Consider the following 12,567-nt stretch of genomic DNA (forward strand, 5'->3'; position numbering starts at 1 on the left):
TATACCGATATGAAACGTATACATTTAAATATAACATTGAGCGTTTGGCTTGGGATGGTCGTTTTCTCAGGCTGTAAAAAAATTCTTGAAGAAGAGCCCCGCAGTATCTTTACACCAGATTACTTTAAAACAGTAACAGGGGTAAATGGTGGTCTTACAGCAATGTACGGTCACCTCCGCAACATGTATGGGCAGGCCTATTATTATAATTCGCTCATTACCGGTACCGATGAGGCTACCTGGGGCAAAGATGCTGATGGTAATTTTAAGGATATGGATTGCTCAGGTGTTGGGTCAATCCTTTCTACAAGTTATCCCAGTAGCGTATTATGGGGAGAAGCCTTTCCGAACATTAATACAGCAAGTGGTGTAATTGAGAATGCCAGTGCTGCAGGTATTGCCCCTTCATTGGTTGCTGAAGCAAGATTCTTCCGCGCCTTTGATTATTTTTTGCTGGTACAAACCTTTGGTGGGGTGCCACTCGATTTGGGTGCCGGACCACTTAAATTCAATACCAGTCCCGTAAGAACATCAGTTCGCAATACAGTGCCCGAGGTATATACAAAGGCAGTGTTTCCTGATTTATTGACTGCCGTTGTCGATTTACCAGTTGCTGCCCGCGTTACAGGAGGGGTAACAAAAACTTTGGCACGATTGTATTTGGCAAAAGCTTACCTAACTTATGGGTGGTGGTTGCAAAACCCTAACAATATCCCAACCTATCCTGCAGCAAACCGAACTGATCCTGACGGACATGACGCAAACTGGTATTTTCAGCAAGCTTATGATGTTTCAACTGCAGCTATCGAAAGTCCTGGATCTTACGGTTTGGTAGATACCTATTACGATGTGAATTTAGGATCAAATGACCGTAACAAAGAAATGCTGCTATATGCTGATCATACCCAAACGAGCGAACGTTTTAATGGCGGTAGTTTAACTTTCGGTAGCGGTGGGGCGCCTGATAATTTTGCAGGTTGGATGATGACCTGGAATTACACCAATATCAGAAGCGGAGGAATTAGTTCGGTTCAGCGTGAAGCAGAGCAACACCTTGGCAGGCCATGGAACCGGATGGCTCCACCTATTGAAGTGTTTAAAAATACTTTTGCCGATAAAACATTGGATTCACGTTATGATGGCACCTTTACAACGGTATATCGTGGGAATTGGCCTAAAGGATATAACCCTCCTGAATCTGCCCCTGCCTCTTTGCTTAATGCCAATGGCTTGTCTATCGTTCCCGGAAATGCCGTTTTAACCTTTCTGGATGCTGATAATAGCGCCGTAAGTTATCCAAGTGGAGCCGGAACAAGTAATGTTGGCGCCGGCACATTGCCAGGAAGGGCAGATTATGTAATTTCCCCATCGGGAATAAGCAGAATCGTTTATCCGGGCCTTTGGAAACTGGGTCCTTACCGTACAGATAATGGCACAGGCTTAGGTCAACCAAATGCAGGTAGTACCCGGCCTTACCCTATTGCAAAGTTTTCTGAACTTTACTTCGTAGCTGCCGAAGCTGCTGTAAAAGGTGCTACACCCAAAGCAGGTAAAAGTGCACGCGAACTGATCAATGTGGTGAGGGCCCGTGCCGGAAAATGGCGTTGGGATAATAATGGCAATGTGGCAAAAGTAGCCGACAATAGTGCAGCCATGATTGCCGCAACCCCAGCAACAATTGATATCAATTATATTTTAGCAGAGCGATCGCGTGAATATTATGCGGAAGGATACAGGAGATTCGACCTCATTAGAACGCAAAAATGGGCAGAGTTATCCACTACTTTCAGTATTTGTGGTACAGGATATGGCGACCATACACCAGTAACGGTTACCAGAACGATTACACCAAATCTTTATCTCCGTCCAATTCCACAAGGGCAGATAGATGGCATGCAAATGTCTGACGAGGCAAAGAAAGCATATCAAAACCCTGGCTACTAAATTTAAAACAGGCAGATTTTCCAAAGAAATCTGCCTGTTTTTCTTTCAGAATTATCGTAATCCTACCGATTAATGTTAAGCGTTTTAAAAACCGACATCAACAGCACTTTATGATGGAAATATAGATCGCTAGAGGCCGTTTTAAATTGCTACTTCTGACGGACATATGGCTGTTTTCTCATAGTCTTTGCTTAGTCTAAGGTAGAATTTCAGCGATGCAAACTAGCGAAATCACAATTTATTCCGTTAGTAGCTTTCCGTTTGGCAGGGCTGAAACGATTAGCTTAGGCGAGGGATAAATAGCATTCGGACAGGATTTGTTTTCTTCTGATCTGGCCCCACTCAACAATTTTCTGTCCAAGTTGTTTGGAGAATATGGACATCCCCTTTGAAAAGTATTACTCGGGTACCAGCGGGCTACTGTTACCGGTTCCCAATAAATTGCACTACCCGAAAGAATTCCAGGAAAAGAGCAGGCTGTGCTATTACGCCTCGCTGATGGATTCTATCGAGATCAATTCTTCCTTTTATAAGGTGCCGCAGGTTTCCACGATGAAAAAGTGGGCGGCGGATGTGCCTGAGGAATTTCGTTTTACCTTTAAGCTTTTCAAGGAGATTACCCATAACAAGGACTTGGCCTTTGATCCAGAGGTCGTGTCCAGGTTCTTTTCGGTCATTTCGCATGTTGAGGAGAAAAAGGGTTGTCTTTTGGTACAGTTCCCCCCGAGCGTAAGGATTTCTCATTTTGCGCAGCTGCGCTTTCTGATGTCGGTGCTTAGGGATAATGATCCTTTTGGCGAATGGAAGATCGCTTTGGAATTTCGGCATGCTTCTTTATATATAGATGAGGTGTATGAGCTTTTGGAAGAGTTTGAGCTTGGTATGGTGGTCCACGATAAGTCGCCTGCCAGTTCTCCTGTGCGAGAAAGCCATCCCGATTTTATCTACCTCAGGTTCCATGGTCCGGGAGGAAACTATAGGGGAAGCTATTCTGACGACGTATTGTATGAGTATGCAAGCTATGTGACCGAGTGGCTTTCGGAGGGCAAAAAGGTGTTCGTGTACTTCAATAACACCATGGGAGAGGCCCATGCCAACCTGAATATGCTGCGCCAGATCGTTAGGGATACCTATTAGTATTTGCTGGGCATTTGCCGGAAAAGCAGGCTTGGGCTGCCTTTATAAGATTGAGATATGGATATTGCCCAGTTACGTTAGGGTTTGTAGCGAGCGTAAATATCTGCCCGAACTGGGCGTGCTTTCAATGCCTGGAGAATTTGAGTTGCTAAAAATCAGGTTCAGACAATCACAGGTGAAGGGTAATGAGAACCTGTTCAGATTGGATTAATCTTATTGCTTTTTTGCTGGCTTGGGTTTAGTAGTGGCGTTTTGCTTAAGCTTTGTAGGCGCAGGAACTGCACTTTTTGACGATTTGTTTACAGGCTTTTTGGACGAGGTTTTTTTCTTCCGTGCATTTTTGATGCGGTATTCAAGCAGGTACAGCCTGGTCTGCCATTTCTCAATGATGGTGTCGTCGCTTTTCGGAAAGCCTGTTGGTTCCAAAAGACCGAGTACATGGGCCAGTTCCCGGGTGCTGTCTGCCTTGGCCCGGTTTTCTTTCAGCCAATCTTGTTGTTTGGTTTCTTGAGATTTCTGGTATTCGGCTATGGCCAGTTTGATGAGCTTAACCTCAGCTTCTTTTGATTTAGCTTTGCGCAAAAGCACCATCTGCCTGTTCCAGGCGTGGGAATTAGCAGGATCTGTCATTGCAGATTTCTGGTAAAGTTTTAGTGCGGCAGCATTATCGCCCGCTCTTTCCAGTTCGAGCGCAGCAGCGAACTGCTCCTTTGACCGTATCTGTTTTCTTCTTGACATGACTGACTTTGGAACAATTAGCTCAGGCTATTGTTTGCTGAAGGGTGGTATAGGTTATGACTACACAATGACCTTTGCGTTATAGGAGTAATGGTAACTTTGGATTTATCAATTAATGAAATGAAGAAAATCGGATTTTTATCGTTCGGGCATTGGTCGGAACATCCCTCATATCTGGCGCGTACCGCTAGTGATACTTTGCTACAATCTATCGACCTTGCCGTTGCGGCTGAAGAAATCGGCCTTGACGGAGCGTATTTCAGGGTACACCATTTTGCAAGGCAACTGGCATCGCCCTTTCCGCTGCTTTCGGCAATTGGCGCAAAAACTTCTAAGATCGAAATCGGAACGGGCGTTATCGATATGCGCTATGAAAACCCTTTATATATGGTTGAGGATGCTGGCGCGGCCGACCTGATCTCTGGTGGCAGGTTACAACTGGGCATCAGCAGGGGTTCGCCCGAGCAGGTGATCGAAGGCTGGCGGTATTTCGGTTTTGCACCAAAGGATGGGGAGAACGATACTGATATGGGAAGGCAAAAGGCTTTGGAGTTTTTGGAAAGATTGAAAGGCGAAGGATTTGCACAGCCTAATCCCAATCCCATGTTTCCTAATCCTCCTGGACTTTTGAGGCTCGAACCGTATTCGGAGGGACTGCGTGAGCGTATCTGGTGGGGAGCCGCTTCCAATGCGACTGCTGTTTGGGCGGCAGAGAACGGGATGTACCTACAAAGTTCTACCTTGAAGTTTGATGAAAACGGTAAGCCGTTCCATATCCAGCAAGCCGAGCAGATCAGGCTGTACAAGGAAGCCTGGAGAAAAGCGGGACATGATCGCGAGCCAAGGGTTTCTGTCAGCCGTTCAATATTTGCGCTGATGAACGATCAGGACAGGTATTATTTCGGGCAGCAGGGGAAAGGGGCGGATAGTTTTGGCTATATCGAGCCAACCCAAAGGGCGGTTTTCGGTCGGGGATATGCCGCAGAACCAGATCAGCTGATAAAGGAATTGGCTGCCGACGAGGCAATACAGGAAGCGGATACGGTATTATTGACCATTCCAAATACCTTGGGCGTAGATTACAATATTCATGTGCTATCTGCCATTCTGGAGCACGTTGCACCGGGACTTGGATGGAAATAGATTAGTTTGATTTTTTTAAATCGCACAAAATATATTGCCTGAGATGGCGTTTATATTCCGAGAGCGTTAATTTAGATGAGCGGGAAGAGCCTTTGGTTTTTCCCGCTTTCTTGTTTTATCGTGTATTTACAGCATAAGAAAAGGACTTCAAGCATTGCTGCAGAGTATTCCGAATAATGTGTATCTATTAGTGGAATGATTTAACAAAAACTTAACGTTAAAAATCCAATCCATAACTTTTTTGGTTTATTTTTATGTCACATCTAAAACGCGTGAAAATCAACAAACTCACATTACTGATCATTTCAGTCTGCTGCCTTTCTATGAGCGGCGTGAAATGCAAAAAGGAAACATCATTAACCAAAGAGGAGGAATTGCCTGCATTAACCCAGAAGGGCGCTAACACCTTTGGCTTTGTACTCAATGGAAAGGTATGGCTGCCAAAAGGGGCATTGCTCCAGGATAAGCTAAATATTACGTATGATGCAAACTTCAATGGTGGAACCCTGAATATTACTGCACATCGGTATCTGGATGGAGACCAGTTTCAAAGCGTAGCGATCGCCAGTTACAATATCAGTAAAACAGGAACCTATTCTATTGATAAAGACAAAGTTCTTGTGAGCTTTTATAAAACAGGAAGTTGCACTTACAGCTCCCATCAAATTGTTGCAAAAGGTGTCCTGAAAATTACCAAATTGGACCTGACTGAGAAAGTAATTACTGGTTCCTTTGAGTTTGTTCTTGAAAAACAGGGCTGCGAAATCATAAATGCTACTGAAGGTAGATTTGATCTAAAAATTTAATAGAAGCAACAGTAACTATTCCACGGTAACCAACGGTTTCACCACGTTAATGCTGAGGTTTAATTGCCTGACTATTTATGCGCTCATAATGAAAAGCTGCATTATTTTTACTCTTTTAAGTAACCAGGTTCTGTGGCAGAATCCAGATTATCCCTACCAGGCAGATTCCTTCGCTTTTTTTTAAAAAGGGAATGCACATTAAAAACAACAACCGATACGAAAATGATACTGTATGCCGCCATTTGTAATGGGGTAATGGGCTCATGAAATACCAAAACTGCTATAGCAAATCCAATAATTGGGTTAATGTTAAGCAACATACCCACTGTTGATGAGTTCAAGCCCTTTAAGGCATATAAATTCAAAAAGAGTGGAATCACGGTAAAACCAACTGCTATAACCTCTATCAGTAACCAAAATTGCGTTGCTGCTGGTACAGGTCCGCTGTATGCAGGGTAAAAAGGCAGCAGCATTATCGCAGAAAGCGAAATGTGAAACGTGAGCAGGATAAATTTATCAAACCCAACACTTTTACGCTGACTTACCAGATAAGCCGCATAAGTAAACCCAATAACAATGCCGTAAACCATATCCATAATATTGGCATACGATAGCATTAAGCACCCAAGTATACTTAACGCAACGGCCACCCATTGTACTTTATTGAGCTTTTCGTGCAAAAGCCAGTAAGCAAGCAATGTGGTAATAATGGGGCAAACCAGGTAGGCAAGCGAGGTAGCCTTAATGCTTACATGGTTAAGCACATAAATAAACGAAAACCAGTTGATATTTAAAAAGATACTTCCGCCTACATTCAGCAAAAGCACATTTCGTCTCTGCTTAGCAGGTAAGGCTTTAAAGTTAGAAAAGGTTTTAACCAATTCGGCACGTTTAAATAAGGCGGTAATGAATAGCATCAATATGGCACAGCTAAAAATGCGGTAAAATAAAATATCTACCGAAGAATATCCGCTCAAAGGTTTTAAAACTAAACTAAAAAAGCCCCAGGTCGCATAAGCGAATATAGCGGCCAGGTAATATTTTGCGATTTTCACAGTTGCTATAATGTTGATCTAACAAATATCATAAAATCTTAGGGCTTATTAAGCCACATAATGTAAAACACTATTTATTGGATGGAATGCAAATTGATGTATATTTATTGATCTTTTATCTGCTCATTCTACTAACACTCCATGTTCAATTGGCTCTTCGGTAAGAAAAAAACTACACCTGTTTTATCCAAAGTAGACTATTGGAAGGCATTTGAATTATTTGCACTTTTCGATGATCTGGACAGGGTAAAGGCTGTTCTGGAGCATACAGACGATATCCGTATTGATTTTATTGCTTTTAAGGACTGGTTTACAGAAGAACTGGGTGAGCTTGAAGGAGCAAACAATCCTGATTTTTCAAGGGTACGGGAATGGTTTGCGCCAAACGCCGATTGGGATAGGCTGATGGGAAGGCAAGGGTTTGAACTGGGCAGGTCTGTTTTTAAAAGGGCTGACTGGTGGAAACGCAACCAGGAGTTCCTGCCGGGCTTATTGTTTGGCTAAGTGGAGAATATGGGCTGGTGTTAAAGGACGCCCCTGATGGGCTTTACGGACTGGTGAGATGGGATACAGAAAAAGCGCAGGACACCGAAGACTGGAGGGGACTATGGGGTACCTTTGTTTCCATGGGTGGAAGGGTGCTGGAAGAGTTTGAGTTTAAGTTTATCGGGCCAGATGGCAGCTTAAAAAAACGAGACAAACCGCATAAAAACTGATTTGTCTCATTAAGTGCTCGTAACGAGATCTTTAACGAACTTTTTTATCGAAGATTTGAAGCGAATTGCGGATTTGAAAATTTCGAAATAACTTGCTAATTAATTTGTTTTAAAAAGTGAATTTTTTCCGACTGAACCATAAAATTTAGGAGACAATAGGGAAGAACTTACCGCGGAGCACAGTTTACTGTTCAGTAAATTATCAAAATGGCCAAAAAAGAACATAGACCGCATGCCGGGCAGATCCCGCGAGGTATTTATGATGAGTATGCAGGGCACGTCCAACCGCGATACTTCAGCTTAGCTTTCCATTTCCATGGGAGCGATAGAAAAGAAGAACATCTCTCGGGCATTGACAGTGCTCCACACAGACCCTGGAGACTATAATCTTGGCATTGTACTGTTATTGCTTGCCACAGTAAACCAGAATTAAAAACCATTGAGGACACACGTAATACCTTTAGTCAACTTGAAATGGTAAAAAAAGAGCAAATTGTTTTTAGATAGAATCTATGTCAGCATTTGCCTTTTTTAGAATCTGCAGATTCATATCAAGTACAATGTTATAAAAAGTTTTATCGGAAAGCAGTTCTGCTGAATTCTCCAATCTATTAAGTAGAGATGTCCAATATGCAACTATATGGATAACTAGATCTTTTTGATTCAAATTTCCCTGAATAAGGTCATCAAAGGTTTTTATAAATTTATCCCTGGCTGTAACCACATGGAAGGCGTAATCATCATATGGATCATTCTCATCATAATTATCAGAGAATGCATGGCTGTTAATCAGCGCCAAGAAATCATCAGTGGCCTCAAGCAATTTCGTATAAACGGTTTTTCTTACCGAATCGTTATAAAATTCCCTGTCATTCCCAAATACAGTGTTTTGAATTAAGCTGGTCAACATGGTATCGTTGAGAGTGCCATCTAATGGGAGAGTTTGTTTATTCATGAGCTTATTAATTTAGTTTTATTTGCTGCTAATCTAATTAATGTCTGAACGTTAAAAAAATATTTATGCCAATTACTTAATTATAGTAATCATGAATTATTAAATCAAAATCTTTTTTAAAATTTCCACAGTACTGATAAAACAAAGGTCAGCCTTGGACTGATCCAAGGGATCTTTGAGCTCTTTGCCAGGATGTACAAAATTCCTATAGATCCGAGATAAATTGCTCAGATGACCGAAATCCCCACCGAAAGCCTTAGTAGACTGTACGTGGGTGATAAGTTCGCTTAATACGCAATCATACAAAGCCTTGTTTTTTGCCTTGCCATTAGGATCCCTTACCGATAATGACATCGTGCCTCTGCTTTCACAGAAATAGGTTAAAGCCAGCTCAACTAGCGACCCGGAAAGAATAACACTTGCCTTTAGATGATCCAAAAGATAGATATGGAAAAGCTCCTTAAAATCCCGTTCAAAGAGCGCTCGATATTTCTTGGACTGGATATTGTCGATAGCCTGCAGAATATCAAAAAAACCTTTTTTTTCCAAAACCTCAACAGAGATGGAGGTAAAGCCATCTATCCAAGCTTTGGGGATATGGTATTTTTTGATACGTATAAGCTCTTTTTCCAATAGGGGATTGATTCGGTAAATAATAGCACGGTAACCATCCCTTTCCCCGGTATTGATCAGATACCCCTTGGATAACCACTGTTCAACAAGTGATTCCGCCCTTGCCTTATCCACCCCGGCGAGTTTTTGGAACTTGAATAATGGAACAGGTATGTCACCATTATCACAGGCCTCATCTATTTTGGCACCCTGGATAAACTTTAGTAATTTTTCACGCACATAGTCATTCTCAGACTTTAAAAGTTCTACGGCCAGTTGGTTTTCTTGCTGGATCTTCAGATTCCTTTCAGCGCGGGCGAGATTGCTTATTAGATTGGGATGCTCGGTCTCTATCAATAGCCCTCTTCGATACAGTACGATTGCTGTAGCATGGTCATCTTCTTTGGCATATAAAACGCCAAGATTATTTAGTACCGCTGTGCTCTCACCCGACATCTTTAAATAATGCTCATAAAACTCTTTCGCTTTTGGATTTTCTCCTTTTTCAGAATAACTATAAGCAAGGTTAAAAAGGCAATCATTCTCGGTGAGCTGCTCCAAGTTAAAATATCGTGCCAAAGCTATTACCCTATCATATTGTTTTTTTTCGAAAAATATCAAAAAGATCTTTTTTAAGCGCACAGCAATCCACCCGGCTAGACGGTAAGTACTACCCAGGTCATCGATAAGATAAGAGTAATAGCGGTCTATTTCAAGAGGGGTATTCGTTTTATTATATAGTATGCCGGATAAGGCATTATTTAAGAGATCATCCAAAAAATCATAGTGGTATATATTCAATGAATTCTTTGCCCCTTTAATAAATTTATATTGGTCGTTATGTTTCTCCTTAAGCACCGCAAGAGTATATTTGATCAAAAAAAGCTTTCCGTTTACAATACTTTTATCTTTTGGGAATCTTAATTTGATAAGTTTAGAGTAGATCTCATCCAGATTCTCCAGCTCAATGGTATCCACAAAATGATCAGCTAGAAACACCGGTCCCCCCATAATACGCTCTGCATTCTCGATTAGATCCTTGGATATTTCAACGTTTGCCATCAGATCTTCGATCTTTGCATAATCTTCGATGTCTACATACAGGTTCAAAAGGCCCAAAAAGCCAAATAAATAATCTGGGTCACCTTTTTTTCCTTCATAAGCGGCCTTAAAATAACCTGCCGCCTCATCCGTCAGTCCTAATTGGACTGCTGATCGGCCCAGCATGTACAGAATCGCATACCAGTTATTTCCCGCATCCCAAGCAAAGCTCATCGCCCTTTTAAAATTGATAAGGGCGGATTCGAATGCGCTTTGCCTGTAATAAAGAAAGCCAATATTAAAAAATAGGCTAGGGGAAACCATCCCCCTATCCATAGCAAGTTCCAGGGTTTCACGATGCAGATCATACATGCCTGCATCCTGATAGTGCCCAGCCAGTAGAAGATAAAAATCAACGGTATTGGGGAATTTTTCTATCCCTTGTTGAAACAGTTCAATTTTTTCCTGCCCTTTGAGCGAGTATCGCAAGTCAAAAAGCAGTTCCTCTGGAAAACTTTTCTGTTTCCGCGCAAGGGAAAAATAATACTCAGATTTATCTTTATCGTAAATATATTCAGTTTCTTCGTCAGGAATAAAGCTGTCCATATCATAAATCTTTCCTAACCAGTAAGCAATATATCCTGTATTGATGCATTCAATATCCTTTTCAAGCGCAAGCAATAGTTCATCGGCTGCCTTTTGGTAATGCCCCCTTTGCTTATAAACATGCCCCAGGGCATTGTAACTGGAAGACTTGAGAGGAAAGTCGACAATGAGTTTATTACAAATTTCCTCGACGAGGTCAAATTCGCCGTTATCAAAAGCCAGCCATACTTTGTCCATAGCCGCCTGATATTCATTTTCGTGCAATTCCCCTGCTTTATCCATATTCTGAAGTTTTGAAATATATCTGCTCCTTCTAAGCTGATGATGCAAAGATATAAGCCAACTGCGCAGAGCATCTGCGTAGTTAATGTTTTTTCTAAAATTTTTTAATTTAAATTCGTCAGGTGCAATATTGATGGAAAAAGTCCAGGGAAAGCTGTTTGCTTTTCCGAATCAGATGCTAAATACATCCAATAAACCCCTTATCATTGTAAACGCATAACTTCTAAGCACTCTTAACGCAGGATATCGTTAGCCATTACCCGCTTTAAAGTGAAATTCAATAGTGAAAATAAGCTAAGTAATTTCAATTTCGTTAAGCGCCATGTCTGTTACCCTTGCAAACTGGAACCTCACCCTTCTTCAATCTACTGTCCAGGGTTGTTGATGAAGGGATAAGTATCGTTATAGGGTATATTATAATAAGGGAGAGGCGTTTCAGCAATTTCATTTTGGTATATTATAGATCTTCTCTTTCGATGGAAATGAGTGTTGCCAGTCCGGCGATGCCGTCGGGCTGTAGAAAGTGGAGTTTCTGGTAGGTCCTGACGGCCTGTTCGGTCCTGAAACCAAAAATTCCGCTGATCGGTACCGAATAATCCTGGGCCTTGAGCATTTTCTGGAGTTTTGTTACATCGCTGCCTTTGCAGCCTCTTTTTAATACGCGACGGGTTAGTGGCGCAGGATCGAAGCTGTAGTTATTTAAATCATATGCCGGGATTGCTGTGAATGTTGACCGTGCCCGTTTGATGCTTTTCTTGCGTGTCCTGTAGGCTGATGGGGTATATCTTTTGGGTGTCCTTGTTGTTGTTGAGCGGCTGCGTGTGGTTGTATATAAGCTGCGTACTGTTGGGGCGGGGACTGATATGGGGATAACAGGTTCTTCATATACGGGCGTGCTCTGTCTGTACACGGGGGAGGATGATCCGTGCGAGGCATGGGAGGCATGCGAAGAATGGGATGAATGTGAGGAGTGTGATGAATGGGAGGTGTGCATAAAGATCCTTCCACTTTCGGGGCTGGCCATGTTCAGTTTCAGGGTCAGTCTGGGTTTTATATTGTTGGCTTTTGGAACTGTGAAGTTATCCGGGGCAAGATGATCCGGCAGATCTGTTGTTATATGGGCCTGGCTGGAGGTGGGGTTCAGGGCTGCTGTTGCACCTGCGATCACCGAGAGTATTTTTTTGTATATGTTGAGTTTTTTCATGAGCGCTGTTTTGTATTGTGGTTGAATGCTTCTTGCTCTTATTTCTTTTTATTACTGTTTTTTCCGGCCTGGTAGAGCCCGTATCCGACTGCGCCGGCGATGAGTACCCCGACTGCTCCGCTGCCTCCGCTACTACCTCCTCCGCCGCCGCGGCTGGAATATCCCCCGGATGAGTGGGAGGAATGTGAGCTGTGCGAACTGTGTGAGGAATGGGAGCTGTGGTAGGCCAGTAGGCTCCGGGAAATGTTGCTTGGGTTCAGTTTTAGGGTCAACTTGGGTTTCCATAGCCTGTGCGGGGGAAATGCCTTTGTTGTGTTTTCTGTGCCAA

The 12,567-nt window shown here is 42.5% G+C and carries 11 protein-coding genes; 6 read left to right on the forward strand and 5 right to left on the reverse strand.

What is annotated here, in order from left to right:
* Positions 1-9: 9 nt before the first annotated feature.
* Positions 10-1,944, forward strand: a complete 1,935-nt coding sequence (locus LQ201_RS19710) for a RagB/SusD family nutrient uptake outer membrane protein (RefSeq protein WP_230145006.1) — start codon at positions 10-12, stop codon at positions 1,942-1,944.
* A 375-nt stretch (positions 1,945-2,319) separates the two neighbouring features.
* Complete coding sequence (locus LQ201_RS19715) at positions 2,320-3,081, forward strand: DUF72 domain-containing protein (protein ID WP_230145007.1); 762 nt, start codon at positions 2,320-2,322, stop codon at positions 3,079-3,081.
* A 213-nt stretch (positions 3,082-3,294) separates the two neighbouring features.
* Here LQ201_RS19715 and LQ201_RS19720 read toward each other — a convergent pair whose 3' ends face one another.
* A complete protein-coding gene (locus LQ201_RS19720; protein ID WP_230145008.1) occupies positions 3,295-3,819 on the reverse strand; it encodes a hypothetical protein in 525 nt (174 codons plus the stop codon).
* Positions 3,820-3,939: 120 nt separating this feature from the next.
* On the opposite strand from LQ201_RS19720, the gene LQ201_RS19725 reads away from it, so the two are divergent.
* Together LQ201_RS19725 and LQ201_RS19730 are read left to right on the forward strand one after the other, a co-directional pair.
* Positions 3,940-4,962 carry an LLM class flavin-dependent oxidoreductase gene (locus LQ201_RS19725; RefSeq protein ID WP_230145009.1) on the forward strand — a complete coding sequence of 341 codons (1,023 nt, stop codon included), beginning with the start codon at positions 3,940-3,942 and terminating at the stop codon, positions 4,960-4,962.
* Between the two features lie 272 nt (positions 4,963-5,234).
* Positions 5,235-5,768 carry a DUF6252 family protein gene (locus tag LQ201_RS19730; protein ID WP_230146676.1) on the forward strand — a complete coding sequence of 178 codons (534 nt, stop codon included), beginning with the start codon at positions 5,235-5,237 and terminating at the stop codon, positions 5,766-5,768.
* A 107-nt stretch (positions 5,769-5,875) separates the two neighbouring features.
* Here LQ201_RS19730 and LQ201_RS19735 read toward each other — a convergent pair whose 3' ends face one another.
* On the reverse strand, positions 5,876-6,823 hold the full coding sequence (locus tag LQ201_RS19735) for an EamA family transporter (protein WP_230145011.1): 948 nt from the start codon (positions 6,821-6,823) through the stop codon (positions 5,876-5,878).
* 141 nt (positions 6,824-6,964) lie between these two features.
* Between LQ201_RS19735 and LQ201_RS19740 the strand changes: the two genes are divergently transcribed.
* Positions 6,965-7,327 (forward strand): hypothetical protein, encoded by a 363-nt coding sequence (locus LQ201_RS19740; protein ID WP_230145012.1) that lies wholly within the window; start codon positions 6,965-6,967, stop codon positions 7,325-7,327.
* Complete coding sequence (locus LQ201_RS19745) at positions 7,282-7,539, forward strand: hypothetical protein (protein ID WP_230145013.1); 258 nt, start codon at positions 7,282-7,284, stop codon at positions 7,537-7,539. Before LQ201_RS19740 ends, LQ201_RS19745 begins: the two co-directional genes overlap by 46 nt.
* Before the next feature lie 499 nt (positions 7,540-8,038).
* Here LQ201_RS19745 and LQ201_RS19750 read toward each other — a convergent pair whose 3' ends face one another.
* The 3 genes from LQ201_RS19750 to LQ201_RS19760 all read right to left on the reverse strand — a co-directional run bounded on the left by LQ201_RS19750 (position 8,039) and on the right by LQ201_RS19760 (position 12,239).
* On the reverse strand, positions 8,039-8,494 hold the full coding sequence (locus LQ201_RS19750) for a hypothetical protein (RefSeq protein ID WP_230145014.1): 456 nt from the start codon (positions 8,492-8,494) through the stop codon (positions 8,039-8,041).
* Positions 8,495-8,593: 99 nt separating this feature from the next.
* A complete protein-coding gene (locus tag LQ201_RS19755; RefSeq protein WP_230145015.1) occupies positions 8,594-11,035 on the reverse strand; it encodes a tetratricopeptide repeat protein in 2,442 nt (813 codons plus the stop codon).
* Between the two features lie 457 nt (positions 11,036-11,492).
* The gene (locus LQ201_RS19760) at positions 11,493-12,239 is read right to left on the reverse strand and encodes a peptidoglycan-binding protein (protein WP_230145016.1); all 747 of its coding nucleotides are present in this window, start codon (positions 12,237-12,239) and stop codon (positions 11,493-11,495) included.
* Positions 12,240-12,567: the final 328 nt, after the last annotated feature.

The sequence above is a fragment of the Pedobacter sp. Bi126 genome, assembly GCF_918698245.1.
GTDB lineage: Bacteria > Bacteroidota > Bacteroidia > Sphingobacteriales > Sphingobacteriaceae > Pedobacter.